Origin of the sequence: Thermodesulfobacterium commune DSM 2178 (assembly GCF_000734015.1) — a bacterium.
Classification (GTDB): Bacteria; Desulfobacterota; Thermodesulfobacteria; order Thermodesulfobacteriales; family Thermodesulfobacteriaceae; genus Thermodesulfobacterium; species Thermodesulfobacterium commune.
Genome location: NZ_CP008796.1, coordinates 75619 through 101306 on the forward strand (window position 1 = coordinate 75619; position 25688 = coordinate 101306).

The window sequence follows — 25688 nt, forward strand, 5'->3', positions numbered from 1 at the left end:
AGGTTTAGCCTGGAGGCCAACCCATAGTTCTGCCAGCAAGTAAGTGAAAATGTAGATGAAATACCGTCTGCCCTGCCTCTTCCTTACAGTTTACAACCACCCTGTATCCTCTTTCAGCAAACCCTAAATCTTTGGCTAATCTGTTGATAACAAGATAGATATGCCCGATTAAATCCTTGTCTTCTTCGGTTAGGTCAAGCAACGTAGAAAGATGCTTTTTAGGAATTACCAAGATATGGTAAGGAGCTTGAGGGTTTATGTCATGAAAAGCTACTACCTTTTCGTCTTCATAAACGACTTTAGACGGTATTTCTTTTTTAACGATTTTGCAAAATATGCAATCCATAAGCCCCCCTTTTAAAAGGGTTTTTTTTAAATTTATAAAACTTTTGGTTTAAAAAATCAAGGGTTAATGAGGTAATTTTTCTATGTTGGATTCTCCTGTGTTTTCTATATTAGCGTTGTTTTCTAAAGGTTTAAGCACAAAGAGCAGTTGGCCTTCTTCTACCATCTGGTTAAGCCTTACACAAATTTCTACGATTTGAGCATCAAAAGGTGCTAACACAGGGTTTTCCATTTTCATCGATTCTAAGTTAGCGATTTCCTCTCCTTTATGCACGATGTCTCCAACCTTAAGGGTGCCTCTTTTTGGATTGCCTATTCTCCAAACTGTTCCGCTAATAGGAGCACCTATTTCATTAGGTCTTACTGCTTTTCTCACCTCTTCTTTTTTAGCTCTTGGTGTTTTCACTTCAAAAACCCTGGTCTTGTTGTTTACTTTTAATACTACATGGATGATCCCGTCGTTTTCTACACCTATGGACACTAATTCTATACAGTAAGGTTTACCTTCATAGATAAACTCTACCTTATCTCCTGGTTTTTTAAGGCCCTCTCTCCAGACTTTGGTGGGAAGGTATAAAGGGGCATCTCCATATTTTTCTCTAAATTTTATGAAATCTAAGGCATCCTTAGGATGCATAAGGTACAGGATAAACTCTTCTTCTGTGGCCTTTCTTCCGAGCTCCTCTTCCAGTTTTCTTCTTAAAGCGGTTAGATCTTCATCAGGAATAGCCTCTACAGGGGAGGACTCCTTTCTTTCTTTTATTTTATTTTCCCACTCGTCTCCAAAGGTGCTCTGATATACCCAGTCAGCTGGCCATCCTACAGGCATCCTCCCGTAATGACCAAGGATGAGATTTTTAAAATCTCCAGGTGCGTTTTTGAAAAGTTGTAAAAGCTCTTCCTGTTCCCAGGGTTCCATGGCAGAAAAATCCTGATTTTTCTCTTCTACGAATTTCTTTAGAAGTTTGATGACATGTTTAACCCCTTCTTCTCCCTGTTCTTTGGCATATCTGTTGACTATACCACTACAGGTTACCCAGGTTATTTGGGAGCCAGGGGTTACGTCAAAGTATTTTACTATTTGGTTGTATAAAGACATTACTTGAAGGATGTAAGGCATTAGATGAAGAAACCCGCCTTTTTCTGCCTGTTCAAAAGAACTGGGAAAGGCACCTCCTGGCATTTTATGTTTGGTAACCATATGGTCAAAACCTTTAAAAGGAGACTCAGCCCAGTCATAGTCTCTGATCCATTCTCTAACCTTTTCTACTGCCTGTTCTGCAGCTTTTCTGTTAAGATGTACTGGGATTCCTTCTTCTCTAAATATAGCTTCTACGGCCAAGATAGGGGAATGTCCATAAAACCTGACCAGGGTATCTTCTTCTACGTCTATGATCTTAGCTCCTGCTTTGGCAGCTGCTAACAGCACAGGGATGGCAAGTCCATCGGTGATGTGACGATGGTAGTTGATCACCAAATCAGGATATTTTTGTTTGATGCTATCTATCAATTCAGTAACCGAAGATACCGTTCCTACACCAGCCATATCTTTGATACAAAGAACTATTTCGTCTACCCCACCACAGAGATCTACTATTTCGTCAACCACTTTTAGGTAATATTTGGTGTCAAACCAAGGGGCAACAGTATAAGAAATGGCAGGTTCAAAAAGTCTTCCTCTTTTCATCACCACTTCAGCTACAGGGCGCATGTTTCTTATGTCGTTTAAAAAAGAGAAACATCTCCAGACATCTATGTCTACCACTTCTACTACATACTCTATGACGTTTTTAGGGTATGGTCGATAACCCCACATGTTAGTTTCTCGTATAAGGGTTTGTAAAAGTACGTTAGGCATGAGCTCCCTTAAAATTGCTATCTCTTCGAAGGGACTTTCTCTTCGATTCATAATTCCTACGTGCCATCTTGCTCCACCATGACATTCGGCTGCAAAGAGTCCCATCTCATTATAATAAGGGGCAAGGGTTTTTAAATCGTAAATCCTTAGTCTGTTTTTATAATCTGACTGACCTGCATCTCTCATACCAACCGAAACAAAACATACGCCAGGGAGTTCTCTTACTTTTTGTACTATTTCTCTTGGGCTCATACCTGGTTTTACAAAAATATAGTTCATCTTTCCCCTCCATGGTTTGAGGTATATTTTTTACATCCAGTCTTGGGGTCCTAAGGCTGAGATTTCAGCTATATATTTAGCTATCTTTAAGACCTCATCATCTGCAGTTTTTTCTTTTACCATGGAAAGAAGCTCTTCATGATGTTCCTCTATAAACCTGGTAGAAAACTTACCTTCTATAAAATCAGGATGCCTGATAATGCTTAAAAGTAAGGGAGCGATGGTTTTTATCCCTTCTACTCTTAACCCTCGGCTCAAGGCCCTATCCATGACTCTAATAGCTTCTGACCTGTCAGCACCAGCTGACATAACCAGCATGATGAGTGAGTCATAGTAAGGAGGTACTTCTGCCCCTTCATAAACTCCAGAGGCAACCCTTATCCCTGGACCTTGAGGGATTTCAAGTCTGGTTATAGTTCCAAAAGAAGGATTAAAGGTTTTTGGGTCTTCAGCGTTAATTCTTACTTCTATGGCATGTCTGTTAGGGTGTATGTCGTCTTGTTCAAAAGGAAGAGGATGACCTTCTGCTATAGAAAACATAAGGCTTACCAGGTCAAGACCGGTTATAAGTTCTGTTACACCATGTTCTACTTGGAGCCTGGTGTTAACCTCAAGGAAATAAAATTTGTTGGTTTTAGGATCTAAAAGAAATTCTACTGTTCCTACAGAATGGTATCCTATTTCTCTCATCAACCTTACGGCTGTAAAACATATCTCTTGTCTTAGGTCATCAGATATGCTTGGAGACGGGGCTTCTTCTAAAATTTTTTGGTTTCTTCTCTGTAGAGTACATTCTCTTTCATACAGATGGACTACATGTCCGTATTTGTCTGCACAGACTTGTACTTCTATGTGTCTACCGCTTCGAATGTACTTTTCTACTAACAAAGTATCGTCCCCAAAAGCTTTTTTGGCCTCAGACTTTGCTTTTTCAAGAGCTACAGGTAATTCTTCAGCTGTATCTACTCTTACCATTCCCTTTCCACCACCACCTGAAGCAGCCTTAATCATGATAGGGAAATCTACTTCATCCTCCTTCATCCATCTTAAGATATCTTCTACTGTTTTTACGTTCAAAAGACCGGGGATGGTCGGAACATTAGCTCTTTGGGCTATTTTTTTAGCCCTGATTTTGTCTCCCATAAGCCTTATAACCTCCGGAGGAGGACCTACCCACACAAGCCCAGCTTGTTCCACCAACTCTGCAAAATCTGCATTCTCTGCCAAAAATCCCCATCCAGGATGGATGGCATCACACTTTTTTTCTAAAGCAACTTTAATGATTTTTTCCATGTTTAGGTAAGAATCGTGAGGGGGAGCTTCTCCGATATGGACTGCTTCATCAGCCAAAAAGACATGATAGGCTAATCTGTCGGGTGTGCTGTAGATAGCCACAGTTTTAATTTTTTTATCTCTGCAGGTATTCATAATCCTGACTGCAGGGACCCCACGATTGGCTATCAAAACTTTGTTGATTTTTTTCATACGCCCTCCAGTTTCTGTTTTTAAATTATTTAGAATTTTAAATTATCTAGAATTAACCTATTTTTGATAAAAATCAATCTTTTCTTTTATAAGATTTTTTGTAGAAACTATATAGTCCTAACAGACGGTCGATGATGATGGAGGCTGCTGAGCGGACAGAAAGATGGTTGTATGTGTCAAGCCTTCCCCAAATTGGTTCTAAAAAATGATCACATTTTGCTAGAAACTCTTCGGTAAGTCCCCAGGCAGTTCCTAAAACAATGACTATAGGTGTTTCCCACAAAAACTTCTGTAGAGTTTCTATAGGAATAGGGGGTTTTTTAGGAGAAGCATCTGTCCCGACCAACAAAGGTTTTTCTCCTTCCTGATGGTGGACTGCATCTAAGGCTTCTTCAAAGGTAGAAAAAACTTTTACCAATTTTAGGGCTTCTTTACGTAATGGGTTGTATTTAGCTCCACCACCTTTCAACCAGAAGTCTAAGAGTTCTTGGGCTAACTCTCTTTGGTCCTCAAGGGGTTGAACTATATAGATCCCTTTTAATCCATAGGTCCTTCCAAGACGTCCCAAATCGTGTAAATCGATGTTGGCAATGGCTGAAGTAATTACCTCTTTTCTCTTGTTGTAAACCGGATAATGGAGTAAAAAGAGATAGACTCTCTGTTTTTTTAAAAGATTAGCCAAAAAATTTAAATCTTCTTGAGAAAGCAAGGTTTGTCTTAAAAGATGAGGACGTTTTTTGAGGGTTAATTCTAAGGATTTTTGTCTTCGATAGACCTCTATGGCGGCATGGTTTCCGCTTAAAAGAACCTCTGGGACTTTTAACCCCATAAAATCCCTGGGTCTGGTATAACAAGGATATTTTAAAAGTCCTGAAGAAAAAGATTCTTTCTCCACAGAGTCTTTTTTTCCTACTACTCCAGGGATTAGTCTGGCTATACACTCAATTAGGACTAGACTTGCTACTTCTCCTCCAAAAACCACATAATCTCCTATAGATACTTCTTGGTCTATTAAGGTTTCTTTTATTCTTTCATCTATTCCTTCATACCTTCCGCAAATAAGGATAAGATGTTGTTTTTGAGAAAGCTCTTCTGCTATTTTTTGATTTAACACCTCTCCTTGAGGGGAGAGATAGACCACCCAAGGGCTTTTACTTTTTTGTTTAAGAGATGTTATCGCTCGGTAGAGAGGTTCAGGTTTAAAAACCATCCCCTCTCCACCACCAAAAGGTTCATCATCAACCACACGGTGTTTATCCTGACAAAAGTCTCTGAGATTAACAAGATTGATCTCTAAAAGACCTTTTTGTAAAGCCTTTCCTAAAAGCCCTACTTTTAACGGACTCTCAAAATATTCTGGGAAAATGGTGATGATATCTATCTGCATAGAGTTAAATTTTAGGGTTTTTGAACTTCTATAAGGCCTTCTAAGTTTTGAACTATGATGGTCCGAGAAGAAAAATCCATCTCCACAACGTATTCTTCTACCATAGGGACATAGAACTCAAATCCTTCTGGAGTTTTTATCAATAGAAGGTCATACTCCCCCATCGGCATGACCTCTTTAACCTTACCCCAAATTTTACCAAAAGGATCTTTAATACAAAAACCCTCTATTTGGTGATAATAAAATTCATCTTCCAAAGGCTCAGGAAGTTCCTCTAAACTTAAGTAAAGTTTTTGGTTGACAAGACTTTTGGCTGTTTCATAATCTACATCTTTAAACTTAAAGATGAGCACGTTAAACCCAGGCCCTTTTTTAACAGACTCAACCACCAATTCTTCCGAAGAATTAGGAGAAAGATAGAACTTTTTTGTTTGAAAAAGAAGCTCAAAAGAAGAGACCAAGGGAGAGACTTTAACCTCTCCCTTAAGTCCATGGGTGCTTAAGATTTTGGCAACAGGAACCTTCACTATTCTATGATTTCTAATACAACTCTTTTACGAAGTTTACTTCCTGCAGCCCCTAAGATGGTTCTAATAGCTTTAGCCGTACGCCCTTCTTTACCTATGATTTTACCAAGGTCTTCCTTGGCAACTTTAAGCTCGATTACAGAGGTTTGCTCTCCTTCGATCTCGTTAATCTGTACTGCTTCTGGTTTGTCTACCAGAACCTTAGCAATGCTCTCCACCAAATCTTTAAGTTTGCTCATCTTCTAACCTCCTCTCTACTGGCAGTTTGAGTTTACCCCTTTTGGTCTACTTTAATCCCTATCCTTTTCAGAAGCGCTCTTACCGTTTCTGTAGGTTCAGCACCTCTTTCAAGCCAAGCTTTAACTTTTTCTTCATTTACCTTAAACTCAAAAGGTTGTTTTAAAGGATCATAATACCCTAAGATATCTAAAAATTTTCCATCTCTGGGAGAACGAGAATCCGCTGCCACCACTCTGTAAAAAGGTTTTTTCTTTCTACCAAATCTCATAAGTCTAATCCTGACCGGCACTTTTCCTCTACCTCCTTAAAAAATTTTTAGTCTTAATATTTTACCACCTAATTTATTTTTTACAATCGATTTTAAGCGCCAAACATTCTTCGAAAAACTTGTTGAAGTCTTCCTGGTGTTTTCATTTGTTTCAATAGTTTAAGCATCTCCTCATAGCTTCTTAGAAGCTTGTTTACATCTTGAACTGTAGTTCCGCTACCTTTGGCTATGCGTCTTTTTCTACTTGCATTGATTATTTTCGGATTTTTCCTTTCCTGTTTGGTCATCGAGTTGATGATGGCTTCCATTTTTAAAATCTCTTTTTCATCAAACTCAATCTGACTCAATTTTTTCCCTATACCAGGCAAAAATCCCAGTATATCCCTTATAGAACCTAATTTTTTCATCTGTCTTAACTGTTCTCTCAGGTCTTCTAAATCAAACTCAAGTTTTTTAAGTTTTTTTTCTAATTCTTTGGCTTTTTTAAGGTCAAAGGTTTCTTGAGCTTTTTCTATCAAGGTTAAAATGTCTCCCATCCCAAGAATTCTTCCTGCAAGTCTTTCGGGATAAAAAACCTCTAAAGCATCTACTTTTTCTCCTACCCCTAAAAACTTGATGGGACATCCGGTGACTTCTTTTATAGAAAGAGCTGCACCTCCTCTGGCATCTCCTTCCATTTTCGTAAGAATGATGCCTGTTAGCCCTACTTTTTCTTGAAAGGTTTTAGCTACATTCACCGCATCTTGTCCCATCATGGCATCAGCTACAAGCAGAACCTCCGAAGGACTAAAGGTTTTTTTTAACTCTATCAACTCTTCCATAAGGGCTTCGTCTATATGTAGTCTACCGGCGGTGTCTATGATTACCACATCTCTGCCTTCTTTTTTTGCCACTTCTATGGCATGCTGAACGATTTCTAAAGGTTTTTCTCCAGGTTGGGCTTCATAGAAGGGGACCTCTATCTTTTGTGCAAGTACTTTAAGCTGTTCTATGGCTGCAGGACGATAGATGTCTGCTGAGACCAAAAGGGGATGATGTCCTTTCTTTTTTAGATATCTTGCAAGTTTGGCTGCGGTAGTGGTTTTTCCTGACCCTTGAAGCCCTGCAAGCAAAATTTTAGCAGGTTTGGGGCTGCCTAAATCAAGGCCTTTGGCTTCCCCTCCAAGGGTTTTTACCAACTCCTCATACACAATCTTTACTATTTGCTGAAAGGGAGTTAAACTCTCGGTAACCTCAGAAGAAAGACATCTCTCTTCTACCCTTCCGATAAAATCTTTTACTACTTTGTAGTTTACATCTGCCTCAAGTAAGGCAAGACGGATTTCCCTTAAACCTTTTTTTATTTCGTCTGGGCTAAGTTTTCCTTTATCCTTAAACTTGTTTAAGGCCTCCTCTAACCTTTGACTTAATCCTTCAAGCATTTTTGACTCCCTCTTCAGTTTTTTCGTCTGAGTAAAGTTTAATCATTATTTTCTTTTAGGCAACTATTTTTATCCAGTCCAAAATCTTGGTCTCCCTACGTCAAGATGAATAAACCTCCCAGGATAGTATCCAACCCCTCCGAGACCCAAGTTTAATCCTGCTTTTAACAAATCTTCTAAAGGTGTGTCTTCCAAAAAAAAGTCTACCGCCTTTCCTTCTGTATGCAAACTTTTACTCGCAACCCCAGAAGTAGCTTTTCTTAAAAATTCGTTAGTCTCAGGAGATCTATAGCCTGAGACTAAACATATAGAAGTTTTTGGGTTAACCATTTGACTTACCAAAAATAAAAAGTCAAAAAGTTTAACGTCTATAGGGTAGACTTCACCTTTTCTATAGTCTCTAAAAATGTAAAAAAGCAAAGAAATTCCTTCTCCTAAATATTCTCCGTTAGCCCAGTAAGTTGCTTCTACTTTTTCTTCTGTGTGTAAGTTGTAAATTTTAAGGGTCCTCTCAGGAAAACTCAATAAACTTCCAAAAGATAAAACAGGGTTGGCTAAAACCAACCCTAAAGTCTTAAGAAAGAACCTTCGGGTAAACATTTCAAATTTATTTTAATTTTAGAAGCTTTGCTATCTTTTGGTCGTAACCGTAGAGGTCTTCAAGATAGTAGATATAAGGTTTTTTTACTACAGTAGTAAAATAAACAAGATAAACAGGAATAGGGGAATTAATGGAGATATAGATGGTTTTATCTGATTGTAAAGCCTTTATCAGCCTTTTTTCATCCCAACCGTTAGTATAACCATTGGCTACCAAAAACCTGGCTAATTCAACCGCATTTTTAACCCTTACGCATCCTGAACTAAAGTCCCTCTTAGCATATCTAAAAAGATGTTTTTTAGGGGTATCATGTAGGTAAACGTCAAAAGGGTTGGGGAACTGAAATTTAACCTTTCCTAAGGCATTTCCGTTTCCCGGAGGTTGGACCAGTCTAAAGGGTAAATGAGGACGGTTGTAGTTTTCCCAGTTTATACTAAACGGACTTATTTCTGTGTTGTTGGCATAGACCTTTACCCTCTGTTTTAAAAGATATCCAGGGTCTTTGGTAATTTTAGGAAAAAAATCTTTTAGATAGACATTAGGAGGAACATTCCAGGGAGGGTTTATTACTAAGTGGGTGATTTTACTGTAAAGGAGAGGAGTAGGCCTAAAATCCTTAGGATTGCTTTTTCCAACGATAACAGGGCTATAAAAAATCACATTACCCTCTCTTATTACAGAAAGCTCAAAAGAGGGTATGTTTACCCAAACGTATAGGTCTTCTGGTTTTCTCTGGGGTAACCATCTAAACTTTTCTAAGTTTATGCTGATTTGAGTCACCCGTTTTTTTGGTAGAAGTTCTAACAACCTTACTGTTTGCTGATCTATGATCCCGGTTGGTTTTAGGTTTTGTCCTTTTTGAAATTTCTGGATAGCTACCTTAAGCTCTTGGTCATAGGTTTGACTTTCGGTAAAAGTTTCAAGATACCCAAGGAGATAAAGTCTTTTCCTAATTTTAGGTATTAGATGGCTCTGGTCTCCTAGTTTTAATTTTTTATCAAGTTCTATAGGGTCATCCTTGGTTACTTCTATGATTTCTTTATAACGCCTTAAATAATCCTTTAAAATATGATATTCCTCAAACTCTGGGGCTAAGGCTGTAAACAGGTCTTCTAACCTATCTTCTTCTAAAAGCTTGGCTAAAGTGGTTACTACCGTATCCTTTTTAGAGGGAAAGTTCACCATAGAAAAGACTTTATTAGGATTAACCCTTCCATAATAGGTATGATAGGCAAGTTTTAACAGCGTATCTGTTAGCTTTACCTCTTTTATCCAACCCTCTTCATTATCTTCATTAAAGTCTACCTGATAGTCTGCAGGGTTTAAACCCTCCCAGGCTGAATTTTCTATTAGTTTTTTAAGCTTTTCTATGTTTTTTTCATTCCAGATGGGTTTACATCCTAACAGCTGGTAAAGGCTGGTTATCTGAGAGGGATAGTTAAGAGAACTTTGGTATTCTGAGAGGGCTCCTGAGGGACATTCTTCAGCACCCTGTATGCTTTTACAGGCATATATAAAAAATACAGAAAAAAACAGGGAAAAAACCAAAACTTTTTTCATACAAAATTTAGTGGTTTTTAACTAAAATTTTTTAGAATTTGGAATATAACATAAAAAGGTTTGTTAGCAAGCAACATTAAATCTTTTAACAAAAGTTATTAAGGTTGGTTTTTGTTTAAGTTTTGGTAAAATGAAATTTTACGGAGATTGCAAGGAGGGAAAAAAGAGGATGGGATATTATCTTGTTACAGGGGCAGCTGGGTTTATAGGATGGAGGGTAAGTGAGTTTTTGTTAAGGGATGGGGAAAAGGTATTAGGGGTGGATAACCTAAATGCGGCCTATGATGTTAAGCTAAAGGAATGGAGGCTTTCTCAGTTAAAACGTTTTGATACCTTTAAGTTTTACAAGCTTGATCTGGCTAACTTTGAAGCAGTCCGGTTGTTGTTTGAAAACTATCAGATCAAGGCAGTTATTCATCTTGCAGCAAGAGCAGGGGTGAGAGCAAGCTTAATTGACCCCTGGGCTTATGTAGAAAGTAACGTAAAAGCAACGTTAAACCTTCTTGAGGCTATGAAGGATTTTCAAGTCAACAAGATGGTTTTAGCCTCTACTTCCTCCCTTTATGCAGGCCTTAATCCTCCTTTTGATGAAGAATTAAAGGTAAATAAACCTTTATCTCCCTATGCCGCTACCAAGGGTTCTGCGGAACTTTTGGCTTATACCTACCATCATCTTTATGGGCTTGATATAACGGTTACCAGATATTTTACGGTTTATGGACCTGCAGGAAGGCCAGATATGAGTATTTTTAGATTTATAAAATGGATTTATGAGGAAAAGCCTATAGTGGTTTATGGAGATGGCACCCAGGCAAGAGATTTTACCTATATAGATGATATAGCTAAGGGAACGCTTCTTGCTTTGAAACCCTTAGGTTATGAAATCATCAACCTTGGGGGAGGAAGGAACCCAATTTCTATCAACCAAATCATCAGCCTTCTTGAAGGTTTGCTTGGTAAAAAAGCCAAGGTAGAGTATCGACCTTTTCATAAGGCAGACATGAAGGTTACCTGGGCTGAGATAGGTAAGGCCAAAAGGCTTTTAGGCTGGGAACCTGAAGTTTCTATAGAAGAGGGGCTTAAAAGAACGGTTGACTGGAGTATTGAAAACATAGAACTTGTAAAGGCGGTAAACCTTGAGACAGAATAACCTGAAAACCCTTGTTTTTTATGCTCGGACTTTGTCAGAAAAGGGTTTAGTAGCAGGGTCTGAAGGGAATTTTTCTGTAAGAACTAAGTATGGTTTTTGGATTACTCCCTCTGGCAGAGTAAAGCAAGGATTAAGTAAAAGGGATTTTGTTTTTGTAGGTTGGGATAAGAGCTTTATCAACGGAAGGCCCTCTTCTGAATGGGGGATGCATTTTCTGATCTATAAAAAAAATCCTCAGGCTAACTCGGTGATACATACTCACCCCCTTTATACTTTACGTTTGTTTTCAACGGATTTTGATTTTAATGAGTTTAGCCTCAAAGAGGCAGAAATTTTGTTAAAAAACATAGCAAAAGTTCCTTTTTTACCTCCTGGGTCTCAGGAACTTTGGGAAAGGGTGGGAGAGGCTTCGTTGACAAGTAAGGTGATTTTTTTGCAAGGTCATGGGTTGGTTACCTGGGGGGAAACGATAGAAGAGGCGGTAAGCTTGACTGAAATCTTAGAGAAACTTTCTAAGTTTGAGTTGCTAAAAAATACGAGATAAAGGGGGAAGGTTATGGAAAGGATAAGGTCACAACTTTTTTATAAAAAAGCTTTAGAGGTTATACCTGGAGGGGTAAACAGCCCTGTTAGGGCTTGTAAAGCAGTAAAAGCAGACCCTGTGTTTTTTGAAAGAGGAGAGGGTGCTTATTTAATAGACGTAGATGGCAATAGATATATAGATTATGTATGTTCTTGGGGTCCTCTTATCTTAGGCCATGCCCATCCAGAGGTAATCGCCGGGGTTTATTTTGCTTCTAAAAGAGGCACAAGCTTTGGTGCACCTACCTGGCAAGAGGTTGAACTTGCGGAGCTTATAAAAAATGCGGTTCCCTCTATCGAAAAAATTCGTCTGGTTAACTCAGGAACCGAAGCCACGATGAGTGCCATAAGGCTTGCCAGAGCCTATACCAACCGTAAAAAAATCATCAAGTTTGAGGGATGTTACCATGGGCATGTAGACGCTTTATTGGTAAAAGCTGGTTCAGGTTTGGCTACCTTTGGGATACCTGCAAGCCCAGGGGTTCCTGAAGAACTTACGGCTCATACCTTAAACCTTCCGTTTAACGATTTCGAAAAGGTAAAAGAAGTCTTTGAAAAGTTTGGAGAAGAGATAGCCGCGGTGATAGTGGAGCCAGTGCCAGCTAACATGGGAGTTATTCCTCCTAAGGAGGGTTTTCTTAAGTTTTTAAGAGAAATAACCCAGCAGTATGGATCTCTTCTTATTTTTGATGAGGTAATTACAGGTTTCAGGTTAGGGGTGGGAGGAGCTCAAGAAGCCTATGGGGTAATTCCAGACCTTACCTGTTTAGGAAAGATAATAGGAGGAGGGCTTCCGGTAGGTGCTTATGGAGGTAAAGCTGAAATTATGAATTTAGTTGCTCCTGAGGGACCTGTGTATCAAGCAGGTACCCTTTCTGGAAATCCTATAGCTGTAGCCGCAGGTCTTGCTACCTTAAAGGAATTACTAAAACCAGGGACTTATGAAAGACTTAATCTGATGGCAGAACTTTTAGAAAAGGGAATAAGAGAGGCTTTAGAAGACCTTGATCTTAACTATCGTTTACATCGAGTTGGGTCTATGCTTACCCTCTTTTTTACCGAGAAAGAGGTTATTGATTTTGAAACAGCGTTGAGTTGTGACACCCATCTTTTTGCAGAGTTCTGGCAAAGGATGTTAGAAAAGGGTGTTTACCTTCCTCCTTCCCAGTTTGAGGCTTGGTTTGTGTCTTTAGCCCATAAGGAAAAAGAGATAGAAAAAACCGTTGAGGCGGTGTATAAGGTGCTAAAAAAGCTTAGAAAAGATTAAAGAATAAGGGTAGCATCTCCATAAGAATAGAAACGATATTTTTGAGCTATGGCCTCTTGATAGGCTTTTAAAATAAGGTCCCTTCCGGCAAAGGCGCAAACTAAAAGAAGTAAAGAAGACTTAGGGAGGTGGAAATTGGTAATCATCGCAGAAACTACCTGAAAGGTAAAACCAGGATAGATGTAAAGGTCGCAAAGACCTTTATAAGGTATAAAACCTTTTTGAGCGATAAATTCTAAGGTTCTAACTGTGGTTGTACCTACCGCAAAAATCCTTCTTTTTTCTTTCAAAGCCTTTTTTATTTCTTCTATCACCTCAGACTCTACCTCTATGTATTCTGGCTCTACCCTGTGTTTTCTTATGTCTTGAACTTTTATCGGGGCAAAGGTACCATAACCTACATGAAGGGTAATAAAGTTTATGCTGACCCCCTTTTGTTTAAGGAGGTCAAGTAGATAAGAGTCAAAATGAAACCCTGCGGTAGGGGCTGCGATAGACCCTTCTTTTTGTGCATAAACCGTTTGATATCGCAATAAGTCTAATTCTTCTGGTTCTCTTTTGATGTAAGGAGGAAGAGGAGCTTTACCGTGTTTATAAATCAAGATTTCTAAAGGCTGGTTGGCTTTAAGTTCAACTAAAAATCTACCCCCTTCTAACGATTCTAACACTTTTATGGTAATTTCATTAGCCATGATTTCTGTGCCTTTTCTTATTCTTTTACCTTTGATAAGGGCTAAGGTTTGAAAAGACAACCCTTGAGGTTTTTGAAAAAGAAGGAGTTCGACCTCCCCTCCAGTAGGCTTTATACCTTTAAGCCTTGCAGGAAAAACTTTGGTATTATTAAGGACTAAAAGGTCTCCTTTTTGAAAATACCTTTCTATTTCAGCAAAGGTTTGGTGAAAAAAAAGTTTCTGGGTTTTTCTGTCTATAACTAAGAGGTGAGAGCTTTTTCGGTCTTCTACAGGAAAATAGGCTATCAGCTCTTCAGGAAGAGGATAATCATAATAATCTAGTCTAAATTCTTTAGGAATGACACTCATTTAAAGATAGAGAGCAGGAACCATTTCAGGGGCTAAAAGGTCTTCTATAGTTTCTCTCCTTCTTATCACAAAGAAACGGTCTCCGTCTACCAAAACCTCCGGGACTCTTGGCCTTGAATTATAGTTAGAACTCATCACAAAACCATAGGCTCCAGCACTCATGATAGCAAGTAGGTCCCCTCTTTTAACCCTTGGTATTTTTCGATCTTTAGCAAAAAAATCACTACTTTCACAGATTGGACCTACGATGTCTACCACCACTTCTTCCTCGTTTTTTTCTTCTACCGTAATGATTTTATGGTAGGCTTGATAAAAAGCAGGCCTTATCAAGTCGTTCATTCCCGCATCCACGATAACAAATTTTTTTTCAAGGTTTTCTTTGTTGTAAAGCACTTTGGTCACCAGTATACCTGCGTTACCCACAATCACCCTACCAGGTTCTAAAATAAGGGTGGCTTTAAGGTCTTGAGCTTCTTTTATGATGGCTTCAGCGTATTCTTCTGGTAAAGGTGGTTCTTCGTTGTTATAGATAATACCAAGGCCACCACCTAAGTCTAAATATTTAAGCTCTATACCTAAAGAGGTAATTTCCTCCCAGATCTTTTTTAGCCGGTAGAGAGCATCTTTAAAAGGAGAAATAGAGGTTATCTGAGAGCCGATATGGGCGTCAAGTCCTATAGGTTTTAAAAAGGGATGGTCTTTGGCTTTTTTATAGGCTTCAACCACCATTTCTTCAGGTATCCCAAATTTGTTTTTCTTAAGCCCTGTTGAGATGTAAGGGTGAGTCTGAGGGTCCACATCTGGATTAACCCTTAAGGCAAAAGGAGCTGGTTTCCCTAATCTTTTGGCAACCTCACCCAAGACCTCAAGCTCTTCTAAGCTTTCAACGTTAAACATAAGAATCCCTGTTGAAAGAGCCATCTCTATTTCTTTTTCAGTCTTTCCTACCCCGGAAAATACAATTTTCTGAGGGTTGATACCTGCTTTTAAGGCTCTCTGAAGCTCTCCGCCTGAGACTATGTCAGCCCCTGAGCCTAAACTTCTTAACAGAGAAAGTATGGCTACGTTAGAGTTGGCTTTAACTGAATAACAAATAATATGGTCTACAGGAAGAAAGGAATTTTCAAACACCTTAAAGTGCCTTTTGATCGTACTGGCAGAATATATGTAAACCGGAGTGCCTAACTCTTCTACGATCTTTTTCACAGGAACTTCTTCACAAAAAAGTTCTCCGTTTTTATATCCAAAATAATGCATCCTTACTCCCCTCGCTATTTTAGAATTTTTTTAAATATACATAAAACCCTACTTTTGTCAATGGTTAGAAGACTCCCCTAATTTGCCGATAAAAATTTATATTCTTTTATGTTTTACCTATTTTCCAATCTGTCTACACGATTCCTAAACTAAAACTAAGAGGATTTCGTTATGCCACAAAATTCTCTTAACTTCACAATACTTAGAACTAACGAAAACCTAACCTCTCGTTCAGGATTTTTTGTTGATGCCTTTATCTGGTTCAAACAGAGGTTACAAGGATTTACTGCCATGGTATTACAGGAGGAGAAGAATAGAGCCGGTTAAATGGGTTGGTGTGGAAGGTGGGGTTAGTAGAGTTTATAATATGGGGAGGTTAAGAGAGGATATGGGAGCAATATGTTTAGAATCAGGGGAAAAAGATTGAGAGGAGTGGGTACAGGTAGAAAATGGAATAGATTTTATATGGGGGTTGGGGAAGAACTATAGAAAGTAACTAAGGAATATGATTTTTAAGTTTAAAGATTACGGAAAAATTTTTTATTTTATTCTCTATCGGCAAATTTGGGTAAGATAAAAAACGTTGCTTGAACGGTTAATTCGTGGTAGAATTCTTTAATAACATTATAAAAGTTAGGATAGGGAATTTTTATGGAAACAGCGGTAATAGATGGTGTAACCCTTTATCTTAGCCATCCTGATGAACTTGATATTCCGGTTTATGAAAGAAAAGGTATTTTAGACCAAATTCTTGCTTGCTGGCTTAACGTAGACGAAAAGGACCTGCCTCTTACTCCCAGGTTGATAGGTAAACCAGGGGTAGGAAAGACAACCCTTGCCTATTTAGCCGCAAAAAAACTTAACAAGTCAGTCTATATCTTTCAAGCAACGGTAGACACAAGACCAGAAGACCTTATCGTTACCCCTGTTATTTCAGAGGACAAAAAGATAAGATATATGGCAAGTCCCATCGTTTCTGCGATGATTAAAGGAGGAGTGGCTATTATCGATGAAGCAAACAGGATGAGCGAAAAATCTTGGGCCTCTTTAGCCCCTCTTCTTGATAGTAGAAGGTACGTAGAGTCTGTGGTTGCAGGGATTAAGATAAAGGCTCATAAAGAATTTAGACTCTGTGTTACGATGAATGAAGATGCTTCTACCTTTGAGCTTCCAGAATATATCCAATCAAGGCTTCAACCTCAAATTTTTATAGACTTTCCTGAAGCTGAAGAAGAAAGACATATCCTTAAAACCAACCTTCCTTGGATGGATGAGACCACGGTAAATTATATCGTAGATTTTCTTCAGACAACCCATCAATATGGAGAGCCTTACAGCGTAAGAGATGGAGTAAACATAGGAAGGTATGTAGCTAAGAAATTGATTTTTTTAAACCAAACCTCTCCTGCTACTCAAATAGCTGTTTTAGAGGTTTTAAAAGAGGCTATTTCTCTTATTTTAGGGCCACAGGCTCTGGTCTTTTTCAAAGAATTTATCGAAAAAGGTAGAAAGGTTAAAAAGCCTACTCTTTTTCCTCTAGACTGATGCTTAAGATTAACCTAAAACAGGGGAAGTTTCCTCTTTTTCTACTACCTTTTTTCCCAGAAAATCTTGAGATTACTCAGGGGATCTCTAAGGAACTTCACCGGTTAAACCCTGAGGCTGTAGCTTTAGTCCTTCCACCTTTTATTAAAGAAAAATGGTTGTCTGCCGTAAAAACCCTTCCTACCATTACTACCTTAGAAATTAACTATCAGGACGGAAGTTTAGAGTATCTTATAGTTTCTCCGCTATGCCCTTTGGCTGAAGCTTCCCGTTATGCCTTAGAGTATAAAAAAGACCTCTTTTTTATAGATGTGCCTTGCCAAGAAGAAGGATCGTTTGAGATAGATAAATTCCTTTCTCCCTATTTTTTACCTGCGATGGGTTATCAGACTTATACCCAAACTCTTGTTTCTGGTTGGGGTAATCAAGGGGTAATCCCTGAGGTGAGGATTAAGGAGCGTTATATAGCCAATAAAGTGGCTCAACTTGCAAAAGAAGGCTTGGTGGCTGTGGTTTTGCCTTATGCCTTTGTTTTAGGGGTGTTAAAGGCTTTAGAAAATCCGGACAACTTGTGTTTTTTCCCACAAAAACAGCATGTAGAAATAAATCTTTATCGTTTACATATCCAAAGTATAAGAGAAATACTATCTGAGCCAGGATTTTTTCAACAGTTTTACGAAGAAAACCGGGAACGTGTCGCAGAAGACCCATCTTTTTGGATAGAGAGAGTTTTTCTTTGGGAAGAGGTTTTAAAAAAGGCCATAACTAAGTTTAAAGACGAAACTGGAACTGAGTTTTCTCCTAAAGATTTAAAGGTATTGGGCCAGTTTCTTAGAAACTATCTTTTGATTAAGGGGGCTTTTTTTCCTGAGCTTTTTGATTTGATCGTTGCTGCAAGAGGGGTAGGAGGAGACGAGTTTGCCTTTTGGGTCTGGGAGATGGCAACAGCTTATGAACTAAAAAAAGAAGGCATAGCTTATCCTGAGATTAAGCTTTCTCCTGAAGAGTTAAACCTACCTGTTAAAAGGCTCAGGTTGTTTAGAAAGGTAAAAAATATAAGGGCAGGGCTTAGGTTTTTAAAAAAGTTTACCTCCAGGGAAGAAAGAAAAACCTTTGCTCAAAAATTTTCTGGTAAAACCATCTGTTCTTTTCCACCAGAAGACATAGTGGTTGAAACCTTTGGTAAAAAAGCCTCAGAAAAAGGGCTTAAAGTCATCACAGAAAACCTAAGAAAAATAGAACCTTTTATCTCTTCCCTTAAAGATGGGCTTGACATAAGGGAAACCATCAGAAATTGGGTTTTTAAAGAAACCATCTACATAAAAGAAGACCCGCAGACCAATGCCAAGATAGGTTCCCTGGTGATCATCTTTGAAGAAGACCCAGACCCTGTTTCAGGAGAGGAAAAGTATCCCTGGAATTTTACCTGGCATGGAGAGCACGATCAGGAGTCTGACATGGCTTTTTATGCTACAGACCCTAAAGAAAAGGTGATAGGTCCAGGGATAGCCAGGGCTAAATATGGAGGTTTTATGTTGACTTACCCCCCAAAAAGGGTTTATGACATCTGGACAGACCCTCTCTTTTCTCTTGCAGAAAACAAGGCAGAAAGGTTGCTTTTAGCTGCGATAGACTATAGCCTTGAGAAGTATGTTCTTTATATAGCCAAAAAACCTCCTTCAACCTTTGCCAAAAACTGGGCTTACAGACAGGGGAAAAAAGTAATTTTTCTCCCTATAGGGTCTTTTTCTAAAAACCTTTTAGAAAAGATTAGGATCTTTCATGTGCTTGAAGGAGCTCATGTGAGAAAATATGCCCATAAGTTTATCAACAAATAACACCTAAAAATTTTCCAAAAATTTGACATATATGTCAAAAACATGATATAATATTTTTCATGAGTTATTTGATAGAAACTCACAATCCGGTGATGAAAGAAGTCTATCAGTTGGCCAAAAAGGTAGCGCCTTCAAGTAGTACTGTCCTTATTTTAGGAGAATCAGGCACAGGAAAGGAGGTTCTGGCTAAATACATACATTTTAACAGCAAGCGTCAGGGGCCCTTTGTGGCGATTAATTGTGCTGCCATACCAGAAGAGTTGCTTGAGGCAGAGCTTTTTGGCTATGAAAAAGGGGCTTTTACCGGTGCTATCAAGACTAAACCTGGTAAGTTTGAAATAGCTAACAGAGGGACGCTATTTCTTGATGAAATAGGTGATTTAAGCGCAAAACTTCAGGCAAAACTCTTAAGGGTGCTTCAGGAAAGACAAGTAGAAAGGTTAGGGGGAGAACATCCTATCAAAGTAGACGTAAGGATTATTGCTGCCACCAACAAGGATTTAGAAAAAGAGGTGGAAGCTGGTAGGTTTAGAGAAGATTTGTTCTACAGACTCAACGTTATACCTATAAAAATACCTCCTCTCAGAAAAAGAAAAGAAGACATAGTTCTTTTAGCCAATTTTTTTCTTAAAAAGGTGTGCGAAAGAGAAGGAGTTCCGTTAAAAAGATTGTCTGAAAAGACTGTTTAAAGGCTTTTAGATTATCACTGGCCAGGCAACGTAAGAGAGCTTGAAAATCTGGTAGAAAGACTGGTAATTTTAACTGATAAAGAGATTATAGAACCTGAAGACCTCTCTTATCCTTTTGGGAGTTCTCTAACTCCTGAGAAGAGTGAGGTTGTCAGAACCCCTGTGTCCTTATCTCCCATCTCTTCAAACCAAGAGGGCTTAAGCTTGCCTGACCTTACCGAAGAAGGGATTGATTTGACCAGCCTTATCAAAGAAATCGAGGTTTTTTACCTAAAAAAGGCCTTAGAAAAGGCTTCAGGGGTAAAAACTAAAGCTGCTAGGCTCCTTAAGCTCAACCGAACTACCTTTATAGAAAAGCTTAAAAAATATAACTTGGTATAAGTTTTGCTATACACTTGAACGATGTCTAAGGAGTTAAAACTTGTCGGCTTTTTGTTGTTTTTAGTTTTGCTTTGTTTTGTACCTATAGTGTTTTCTCAACCTGAAAAGACCTCAAACGCAACCAATCAAACCCTTTTGTTTAATTTTACCCTTCCTTATCAGCAAAAGGGAGAGGAGTTATTGCAAGAGATAAAAAATGCCTATGCGAGGAAAGAGTATGAAAGGGTGGTTTTTCTTGCTAAAAAAATGCCTGCGCTTTTTTCTTTAAGACCAGAGGAAAATTTGCTCATTGCAGAGAGTGCATTAAAGGAGGGTTTTTTACAGGAGGCTATAGATTATGCTCAACGGGTAGCTTCTGTTACTAAAGGGCGAAGTGAGGCCTGTACGGCTGATCTTATTCGATTTAAGGCCATGTTTTTGCTGGGTAAAGGCCCTGCGATAGTCAAAGAAGTCAAAGAGTTTCTCGATTCCTATTGTGATGAGGCTCAAAAAAAAGAGGCTAAGGTACTTCTTTATCATTTTAAGCTTTTACCTGAAAAAGAGCTAAAAGAAGTTTCATCTCAAGAGATAAAAAAAATTATAAGAGAGATCTACAAAACTCAGGTAGTTTATCTTTTGCGTCAAGGGAAGGTGGATGAAGCAAGGTCAAAGGTTTTTTATTACATAAACGTTTATGGAACACCAGAAGAGACCCCAGACCTCGTTTTAAAACTTGCTGAAGCCTACTTTAAAAAGGGCGAAAGAGAAAAGGCCAAAAATTTGTATCAGCTTATCATCACCTTTTGGGATAAAGGTACCCCAAGTCTAATATCCAAGTTCAGGCTTTATCAGATAGCCTACGAAAAGGAACCTATTAAAGAACTTTTACCTAAACAAACCAAAGAGGATTTGCTCTCCTTTGCTGCCCAGATAAAGGCTAAGATGGCTAAAACCCCTTTGGCTGAAGAGGCCCATTTAGTAGAAATAAGAGTCCTTGCAGACCTAAAAAATTATACACTTTTAAGAAAAAGTTCTTTAGAGTTTTTAAAAACTTTTCCCGAAAGCTCAAACTTAAAGGAGGTTTCTCAGTCTTACTGCACTTCGATTTCTGAGCTTTTTAAGGAAGGGATTAAGGCTCAACGTATCGCCGAGGTTTTATCTTTGGAAAAGGAAGATAGCGAGTACTTAAACCAAGCCAAATGTGGACAACCTTATTATATCTTAGGTGACATGTTTTTAGAGTACAAACTTTTTACCAAGGCTACTTTAGAGTATATCAAGGCTTTCGAAATCGGTGTTCCCTCTGAACTAAAACCTTCTTTACTTTTAAATTTGAGCTTTACCGCTATAGAGACAGGTGAGATAGATACGTTTTTTTCGGTTTTTGGGTACCTAATTTCAAGCTACCAAGAAAAAAGTTTAACCAGCTATCCTTTTTATTTTTATCTAAGGACTTTATATGAAAGCAAAAGAAATTTAGGTCAGGCAGAAAAATACCTTTCTCAAGCGCTCTCTTCTAATTTATCAGAGTTTTATAAAAAAAACCTACTTGGGTTTATGTTTTTACAGGCTATTAACAACAAACAGTATGCAAAGGCATGGGCATACCTTCAAAACCCTTATTTTCAACCAGAGCTTAAGGATTATCTAATTCTCCTTTTAGAAAGCTTGGGTAAAGATAACATAACCTTTGAAAGAGCTTTAGGGGTAGCTAAACAAAGGTTTCCTAAGGAACCTAAAATAACTTTGATAGAGACTTATTACTTGGAGAAAAAAGGAAAGGTAGGAACAGCGGATAAACTATGGGAAAAATTAGCTGAAGCTTCTGATATAGCAAAAGAACTTGCAGATATTTATAAAAAACAAAAGGAATTAGTAGAGAAGGCCCAAAAGCTGGTTTTTTAGAATAAAGATGAAGGGAAGGGTTGTTTTAATCGGTAAAGGCGTAGAGGTAAAACTTTTAAAAGACCTTTTAACAGAAAGAGGGATAGAAACTATTTTGTTTTCTCAAGAAGAAGAAATATCTCCCAAGATAGACCCAAACAACATAGATGTTTTGGTCTATGAATTGGAATATGAACGGACAAAAAACTTAGAGGTGTTAAACAGACTTTTTAAACAAGGTTTCAAAAACGTCATCTTTTTAGCAGAAAAGGCAGACCTAGAGGATGCCGTTGAGTTTGTAAAACATGGGGCTTATGATTTCAAGCTTCTTTCTACCCCTCTTGAACTGATAGAAAACACCGTGCTTTTTGCTTTAGAAGATAAAAGAATCTTGTGGCAAGAAGAAACCTTCCTTACAAAAAACCCTTACATGTTAGAGATTTTAAAAAAACTTGAAGTAGTAGCTCAAAGTAAAGCTCCTGTTCTTTTGTTAGGGGAATCTGGGACAGGAAAAGAACTTCTTGCTAAGTATATACATCAAAAAAGTCCCAGAAGGTTTGGGCCTTTTATCGCTATCAATTGTGCTGCCCTCCCAGAAACCCTTCTTGAATCAGAACTTTTTGGCTATGAAAAAGGAGCTTTTTCAGGGGCTAATTTTAGAAAAAAAGGTAAGATAGAACTGGCAGAAGGAGGTACCCTTTTTTTAGACGAAATAGCTGAAATGCATCCTTCCCTTCAAAGTAAACTACTCAGGGTGTTACAAGAGGGTGAGGTTGATAGGCTTGGTGGATACCATCCTATTAAAGTAGATGTTAGGTTTTTAGCAGCAACCAACAGAGACATAGAAAAGGAGGTCAAAGAAGGAAGGTTTAGGTCAGACCTGTTTTATAGATTAAACGTTATTACCGTCAAAATTCCTCCGTTAAGAGAGAGAAAAGAAGATGTCAAATTTTTGTCAAAATTTTTTCTGGAAAAATTTTCCCGTATGTACAAAAAGAGTTTACAGGGTTTTTCTGAGGAGGCTCAAAGGTTTTTGATGGATTATTCTTTTCCTGGGAACGTAAGAGAGTTAAAGAACATGATAGAAAGGGCGGTGCTTACCTGTGAAGGAGAGTTGATAGAGGTTAAACATCTGATAGATCCTTTTTCTCAGTCTGAAAATTTAGTCCATTATTTAGGCATAAATTTTGATAACAAACAGACAGAGATAGAGGTAAAACCTTTAGAGGTGCTTGAAAAAGAGGCTATCATGAAGGCTTTAGAGGTAGCTAAAGGTAATAAAACTAAGGCAGCTGAGCTTTTAGGAATTACGGTTAGGACTTTAAGAAATAAGTTAAAGCAATATAAGAATGAAAAGGGGTTTGAAGGGAGGTTTTAAGGGATGTGGGGTTTATTTGAAAAAACTTTTAACACAGTAAGATTAGCTCTAAACTTAAGGGCTAAGAGACATAGCCTGCTTGCGTCAAACATAGCAAATGTAGATACCCCTGGTTATCGGAGAAGAGATTTACCGTTCGAAAAGGTTATGCAGGTTTATCTTTCGAACGAACCTAACCTTAAAACCACCAGACCTAAACATATTACCGGAAAAGAATCTCTTGTCAAAAATTTGACGGAAACTGTAGAGAGATGGCAAACCTTAGGTACCCCTAATAATGTGAGTTTGGAAGAAGAAATAAGTGCTCTCACAGAGAACCAGTTGATGTATGAAGCTACGTTGCAGGCTTTAGCCAAGGAGTTAGAAAGGTTAAAGGAGGCTATTACTGAGGGAGGTAAATAAGGATGAGGCTTTTAGATGTTTCTAAGGTTGCTGCAAGTGGGCTTTTTGCCCAAAGAACCAGGTTAAACGTAGCAGCTACCAACATTGCTAACGCTCAAGTTACGCGCACCTTAGAAGGAGGTCCTTATAAGGCCAAAAATGTAGTTTTAAAGGCTGTCCCTTTTAATTCAAAGAATTCAAAGGAGAGTCCGTTAAGGCTGGTAAAGGTAGAAAAGATAGAGGATAGCAAAGCGCCATTTAGGGAGGTTTATGACCCAGGACATCCAGATGCAGACGCAAGGGGGATTGTTAAATATCCTAACGTAGATGTGATTACTGAAATGGTTGAGCTTCTTTCTGCAGGTAGGGCTTATGAGGCTAATCTTTCTGTGTTGTCTACCTCTAAAAGTATGATCCAGAGAACTTTAGAGCTTTTAAAATAAGGAGGTGAAATAAATCGATGAAGGTTAATCCCTCGTTGTTAAGTAACTATCAAAAGGTTGATAACCTTATTCAGAAAGATAAGGTAGAAGGCCTAAGTTTTAAAGATTTTTTGATGGACAAATTAAAAGAGGTGGATGATTCTCAGAAAAAGGCTCTGGCTGCTATCGAGGCTTTGGCTAAAGGAGAAGATGTAGACATTTCGGATGTAGCTTTGAGTATTTCCAAGGCTGATACCAATTTTAAACTTCTTTTGAGAATAAGGAATAAGGTACTTGAGGCTTATCAAGAAATCATGAGGATGCAAATCTAACGTCTTAGGGGAAGTTTGGTATGGCTATGCCGAATCTTAGGGAATTGCCAGGTCAACTAAAGGAATTTTGGACAAGGTTAGATAACCGAAAACGTTTTATGTTGATAGGGGGTAGCTTAGGGCTTACCCTACTTTTGGTTTTAGGGGTTTGGTTGGTTTCTAAACCAAACTGGGGTTTACTTTACCGGGGAATGGATGAAGCTACCAATCATCAGATTATTCAATATTTAAAGGAACAGAAGATTCCCTACAAGGTTGACCCAGATGGAAGTATTTACGTTCCTAAGGATAAAGTGCCTGAGCTTCGTATGGAGATAGCAGGAAAAGGGCTGGTAGGTGGGTATCGAGGTCCAGGGTTTGAGCTTTTCGATAAAGAACAGATGGGTCTTACTGAGTTTCAGGAAAAGGTGAACTATCAGAGAGCTTTAGAGGGTGAGCTGGCAAGAAGTATTCAAGGAATAAAAGGGATAAAATCAGTCAGGGTGCATTTAGCTATGCCTAAGGAAAGTCTTTTTATCGAGGAAGAAAAGCCTCCTAAGGCCTCGGTTTTGATAGAACTTCTTCCTGGATATGAACTTACTCCCAATCAAATAAGAGGCATCATCAATTTTGTAAGTGGGGCAGTTCCTAAGCTTGACCCAAAGAATGTAACCATCGTAGATGCCACCACCGGGAAAAGCATCAAACTGCCTTCTGAAGAAGAGGAGTTTACCACCACTCAGCTTGCTTACAAAAAAAAGATAGAAGAGGAGTTTAAAACTAAGATAGAAGACATGTTAGAAAAGGCTTTAGGTCCAGGTAAAGCGGTAGCTCAGGTTGCGGTAGAGATTTCTTTTGATAAAGAAAAATTGGTAGAAGAAACCTACGACCCAGAAGGTACCGCGGTGGTTTCTGAAGAGGCAGAAGAAGAGCAAAAGACCTCCAGGGGCCCTACTGAAGGAGGGGTGGCAGGGGTTAAAGGAACTCTGGAACAAAAGTTTGAGGCAACCTCCCCAGAGCAAGGGCAGGGAGAAACTTATTCTAAGAAAAGGGTGGTTAAAAACTACGAAGTTAGTAAAAAGGTAAGAAATCTTGAAATTTCTCCAGGAAGTATTAAAAAAATAAGTGTAGCGGTGTTGGTTGACAAGTCAGTCCTTGCAGATAACTCTACAGAAAAGGTAGTATGGTTAGAAAACTTGGTAAAAGGTGCTATTGGGTATAACCCAGACAGAGGAGATGAGGTTAAGGTTGAAGTTAAAGAATTTTCAAAACCACCGGTGGTGAAACCAGGGATGATGGATTATGTAGCTAAATTTTATAAGCCTTTATTGTTGATTTTAGGTTTGATAGTACTTTATCTTCTGGTGATACGACCATTGCTAAAGAGTATCGCTCCTAAGCCTGCACCAGCTCCAGGTATAGAACCAGTTGCAGAGGCTGTTCCTCCTACTTTAGAAGCTAAGGTTGCTGAAGAAGAGGGGCCTTTACCACATGAAATCGCTTTAGGTATCATTCAAAGTCAACCTGAAAAGGCTGCTATGCTGGTTAAAAAATGGCTTTTAGAGGAAAGTATAGAAGAAAGAAAGAAGGCTTTGGCAGAGGCTGGGTACTAG

26 protein-coding genes are annotated in these 25688 nt (G+C 38.6%); 14 read left to right on the forward strand and 12 right to left on the reverse strand.

Annotated elements, in window-relative coordinates:
* Positions 1-4: 4 nt before the first annotated feature.
* The 10 genes from HL41_RS00410 to HL41_RS00455 form a co-directional block, all read right to left on the reverse strand.
* Positions 5-346: a histidine triad nucleotide-binding protein gene (locus HL41_RS00410; protein ID WP_028840973.1), complete on the reverse strand. Its 342-nt coding sequence runs from the start codon at positions 344-346 to the stop codon at positions 5-7.
* A 63-nt stretch (positions 347-409) separates the two neighbouring features.
* Positions 410-2482, reverse strand: a complete 2073-nt coding sequence (locus HL41_RS00415) for a biotin/lipoyl-containing protein (RefSeq protein WP_038063083.1) — start codon at positions 2480-2482, stop codon at positions 410-412.
* A 30-nt stretch (positions 2483-2512) separates the two neighbouring features.
* Positions 2513-3967 (reverse strand): acetyl-CoA carboxylase biotin carboxylase subunit, encoded by a 1455-nt coding sequence (locus tag HL41_RS00420; protein ID WP_038063086.1) that lies wholly within the window; start codon positions 3965-3967, stop codon positions 2513-2515.
* A 73-nt stretch (positions 3968-4040) separates the two neighbouring features.
* The gene (gene trmD, locus HL41_RS00425; RefSeq protein ID WP_028840975.1) at positions 4041-5354 is read right to left on the reverse strand and encodes a tRNA (guanosine(37)-N1)-methyltransferase TrmD; all 1314 of its coding nucleotides are present in this window, start codon (positions 5352-5354) and stop codon (positions 4041-4043) included.
* 11 nt (positions 5355-5365) lie between these two features.
* Positions 5366-5881 carry a ribosome maturation factor RimM gene (gene rimM, locus HL41_RS00430; RefSeq protein WP_038063089.1) on the reverse strand — a complete coding sequence of 172 codons (516 nt, stop codon included), beginning with the start codon at positions 5879-5881 and terminating at the stop codon, positions 5366-5368.
* Positions 5881-6120 (reverse strand): KH domain-containing protein, encoded by a 240-nt coding sequence (locus tag HL41_RS00435; protein ID WP_028840977.1) that lies wholly within the window; start codon positions 6118-6120, stop codon positions 5881-5883. Before HL41_RS00435 ends, rimM begins: the two co-directional genes overlap by 1 nt.
* Before the next feature lie 32 nt (positions 6121-6152).
* Positions 6153-6410: a 30S ribosomal protein S16 gene (gene rpsP / locus HL41_RS00440; protein ID WP_038063091.1), complete on the reverse strand. Its 258-nt coding sequence runs from the start codon at positions 6408-6410 to the stop codon at positions 6153-6155.
* Between the two features lie 71 nt (positions 6411-6481).
* Positions 6482-7810: a signal recognition particle protein gene (ffh, locus tag HL41_RS00445; protein WP_038063093.1), complete on the reverse strand. Its 1329-nt coding sequence runs from the start codon at positions 7808-7810 to the stop codon at positions 6482-6484.
* A gap of 69 nt (positions 7811-7879) precedes the next feature.
* Complete coding sequence (locus HL41_RS00450; protein ID WP_038063095.1) at positions 7880-8410, reverse strand: DUF882 domain-containing protein; 531 nt, start codon at positions 8408-8410, stop codon at positions 7880-7882.
* A gap of 7 nt (positions 8411-8417) precedes the next feature.
* Positions 8418-9971 (reverse strand): L,D-transpeptidase family protein, encoded by a 1554-nt coding sequence (locus tag HL41_RS00455; RefSeq protein WP_038063099.1) that lies wholly within the window; start codon positions 9969-9971, stop codon positions 8418-8420.
* A gap of 169 nt (positions 9972-10140) precedes the next feature.
* Here HL41_RS00455 and HL41_RS00460 point away from each other — a divergent pair, with 169 nt between their 5' ends.
* Genes HL41_RS00460 through hemL form a run of 3 tightly spaced genes read left to right on the forward strand, consistent with a single transcriptional unit; the run spans position 10141 to position 12970 of the window.
* The gene (locus HL41_RS00460) at positions 10141-11121 is read left to right on the forward strand and encodes an NAD-dependent epimerase/dehydratase family protein (RefSeq protein WP_038063102.1); all 981 of its coding nucleotides are present in this window, start codon (positions 10141-10143) and stop codon (positions 11119-11121) included.
* Entirely contained in the window at positions 11108-11665 is a 558-nt protein-coding gene (locus HL41_RS00465) for a class II aldolase/adducin family protein (RefSeq protein ID WP_038063104.1), read from the forward strand. The genes HL41_RS00460 and HL41_RS00465 overlap by 14 nt, the downstream gene beginning before the upstream one ends.
* A gap of 12 nt (positions 11666-11677) precedes the next feature.
* The gene (gene hemL / locus HL41_RS00470) at positions 11678-12970 is read left to right on the forward strand and encodes a glutamate-1-semialdehyde 2,1-aminomutase (RefSeq protein WP_038063107.1); all 1293 of its coding nucleotides are present in this window, start codon (positions 11678-11680) and stop codon (positions 12968-12970) included.
* Here the strand turns inward: hemL and queA are convergent.
* Positions 12967-14010: a tRNA preQ1(34) S-adenosylmethionine ribosyltransferase-isomerase QueA gene (queA, locus tag HL41_RS00475; RefSeq protein ID WP_038063110.1), complete on the reverse strand. Its 1044-nt coding sequence runs from the start codon at positions 14008-14010 to the stop codon at positions 12967-12969. The genes hemL and queA overlap by 4 nt on opposite strands.
* Complete coding sequence (lysA, locus tag HL41_RS00480) at positions 14011-15267, reverse strand: diaminopimelate decarboxylase (RefSeq protein WP_038063113.1); 1257 nt, start codon at positions 15265-15267, stop codon at positions 14011-14013.
* A 171-nt stretch (positions 15268-15438) separates the two neighbouring features.
* Here lysA and HL41_RS09460 point away from each other — a divergent pair, with 171 nt between their 5' ends.
* The 11 genes from HL41_RS09460 (at position 15439) to fliF (ending at position 25688) form a co-directional block, all read left to right on the forward strand.
* Positions 15439-15594 (forward strand): hypothetical protein, encoded by a 156-nt coding sequence (locus HL41_RS09460; RefSeq protein WP_158506209.1) that lies wholly within the window; start codon positions 15439-15441, stop codon positions 15592-15594.
* A gap of 324 nt (positions 15595-15918) precedes the next feature.
* The gene (locus HL41_RS00485; RefSeq protein ID WP_038063116.1) at positions 15919-16812 is read left to right on the forward strand and encodes an AAA family ATPase; all 894 of its coding nucleotides are present in this window, start codon (positions 15919-15921) and stop codon (positions 16810-16812) included.
* On the forward strand, positions 16812-18650 hold the full coding sequence (locus tag HL41_RS00490; RefSeq protein WP_038063119.1) for a hypothetical protein: 1839 nt from the start codon (positions 16812-16814) through the stop codon (positions 18648-18650). The genes HL41_RS00485 and HL41_RS00490 overlap by 1 nt, the downstream gene beginning before the upstream one ends.
* Before the next feature lie 59 nt (positions 18651-18709).
* Entirely contained in the window at positions 18710-19339 is a 630-nt protein-coding gene (locus HL41_RS09575; RefSeq protein ID WP_200870712.1) for a sigma-54 interaction domain-containing protein, read from the forward strand.
* Positions 19340-19543: 204 nt separating this feature from the next.
* A complete protein-coding gene (locus HL41_RS09580; protein WP_200870713.1) occupies positions 19544-19720 on the forward strand; it encodes a helix-turn-helix domain-containing protein in 177 nt (58 codons plus the stop codon).
* A 21-nt stretch (positions 19721-19741) separates the two neighbouring features.
* Positions 19742-21604: a tetratricopeptide repeat protein gene (locus tag HL41_RS00500; protein ID WP_038063122.1), complete on the forward strand. Its 1863-nt coding sequence runs from the start codon at positions 19742-19744 to the stop codon at positions 21602-21604.
* 7 nt (positions 21605-21611) lie between these two features.
* On the forward strand, positions 21612-22961 hold the full coding sequence (locus HL41_RS00505) for a sigma-54 interaction domain-containing protein (protein WP_038063125.1): 1350 nt from the start codon (positions 21612-21614) through the stop codon (positions 22959-22961).
* 3 nt (positions 22962-22964) lie between these two features.
* Positions 22965-23363 carry a flagellar basal body rod protein FlgB gene (gene flgB, locus HL41_RS00510; protein WP_038063127.1) on the forward strand — a complete coding sequence of 133 codons (399 nt, stop codon included), beginning with the start codon at positions 22965-22967 and terminating at the stop codon, positions 23361-23363.
* Between the two features lie 2 nt (positions 23364-23365).
* The gene (flgC, locus tag HL41_RS00515) at positions 23366-23785 is read left to right on the forward strand and encodes a flagellar basal body rod protein FlgC (RefSeq protein WP_038063129.1); all 420 of its coding nucleotides are present in this window, start codon (positions 23366-23368) and stop codon (positions 23783-23785) included.
* A gap of 17 nt (positions 23786-23802) precedes the next feature.
* Positions 23803-24096 carry a flagellar hook-basal body complex protein FliE gene (gene fliE / locus HL41_RS00520; RefSeq protein ID WP_038063132.1) on the forward strand — a complete coding sequence of 98 codons (294 nt, stop codon included), beginning with the start codon at positions 23803-23805 and terminating at the stop codon, positions 24094-24096.
* 26 nt (positions 24097-24122) lie between these two features.
* Positions 24123-25688, forward strand: coding sequence for a flagellar basal-body MS-ring/collar protein FliF (fliF, locus tag HL41_RS00525; RefSeq protein ID WP_158506210.1), 1566 nt, complete (start codon positions 24123-24125; stop codon positions 25686-25688).

Coding starts and splice junctions, on each gene's coding strand:
- HL41_RS00490 (WP_038063119.1), top strand. CDS start 16,812: ATGCTTAAGATTAACCTAAAACAGGGGAAGTTTCCTCTTTTTCTACTA.
- lysA (WP_038063113.1), bottom strand. CDS start 15,267: ATGCATTATTTTGGATATAAAAACGGAGAACTTTTTTGTGAAGAAGTT.
- HL41_RS00460 (WP_038063102.1), top strand. CDS start 10,141: ATGGGATATTATCTTGTTACAGGGGCAGCTGGGTTTATAGGATGGAGG.
- HL41_RS09460 (WP_158506209.1), top strand. CDS start 15,439: ATGCCACAAAATTCTCTTAACTTCACAATACTTAGAACTAACGAAAAC.
- HL41_RS00485 (WP_038063116.1), top strand. CDS start 15,919: ATGGAAACAGCGGTAATAGATGGTGTAACCCTTTATCTTAGCCATCCT.
- fliF (WP_158506210.1), top strand. CDS start 24,123: ATGCCGAATCTTAGGGAATTGCCAGGTCAACTAAAGGAATTTTGGACA.
- HL41_RS00455 (WP_038063099.1), bottom strand. CDS start 9,971: ATGAAAAAAGTTTTGGTTTTTTCCCTGTTTTTTTCTGTATTTTTTATA.
- HL41_RS00435 (WP_028840977.1), bottom strand. CDS start 6,120: ATGAGCAAACTTAAAGATTTGGTGGAGAGCATTGCTAAGGTTCTGGTA.
- flgB (WP_038063127.1), top strand. CDS start 22,965: ATGTGGGGTTTATTTGAAAAAACTTTTAACACAGTAAGATTAGCTCTA.
- HL41_RS00420 (WP_038063086.1), bottom strand. CDS start 3,967: ATGAAAAAAATCAACAAAGTTTTGATAGCCAATCGTGGGGTCCCTGCA.
- fliE (WP_038063132.1), top strand. CDS start 23,803: ATGAAGGTTAATCCCTCGTTGTTAAGTAACTATCAAAAGGTTGATAAC.
- HL41_RS00415 (WP_038063083.1), bottom strand. CDS start 2,482: ATGAACTATATTTTTGTAAAACCAGGTATGAGCCCAAGAGAAATAGTA.
- HL41_RS09575 (WP_200870712.1), top strand. CDS start 18,710: ATGAGTTATTTGATAGAAACTCACAATCCGGTGATGAAAGAAGTCTAT.
- HL41_RS00505 (WP_038063125.1), top strand. CDS start 21,612: ATGAAGGGAAGGGTTGTTTTAATCGGTAAAGGCGTAGAGGTAAAACTT.
- ffh (WP_038063093.1), bottom strand. CDS start 7,810: ATGCTTGAAGGATTAAGTCAAAGGTTAGAGGAGGCCTTAAACAAGTTT.
- trmD (WP_028840975.1), bottom strand. CDS start 5,354: ATGCAGATAGATATCATCACCATTTTCCCAGAATATTTTGAGAGTCCG.
- HL41_RS00450 (WP_038063095.1), bottom strand. CDS start 8,410: ATGTTTACCCGAAGGTTCTTTCTTAAGACTTTAGGGTTGGTTTTAGCC.
- flgC (WP_038063129.1), top strand. CDS start 23,366: ATGAGGCTTTTAGATGTTTCTAAGGTTGCTGCAAGTGGGCTTTTTGCC.
- hemL (WP_038063107.1), top strand. CDS start 11,678: ATGGAAAGGATAAGGTCACAACTTTTTTATAAAAAAGCTTTAGAGGTT.
- HL41_RS00500 (WP_038063122.1), top strand. CDS start 19,742: ATGTCTAAGGAGTTAAAACTTGTCGGCTTTTTGTTGTTTTTAGTTTTG.
- queA (WP_038063110.1), bottom strand. CDS start 14,010: ATGAGTGTCATTCCTAAAGAATTTAGACTAGATTATTATGATTATCCT.
- HL41_RS00410 (WP_028840973.1), bottom strand. CDS start 346: ATGGATTGCATATTTTGCAAAATCGTTAAAAAAGAAATACCGTCTAAA.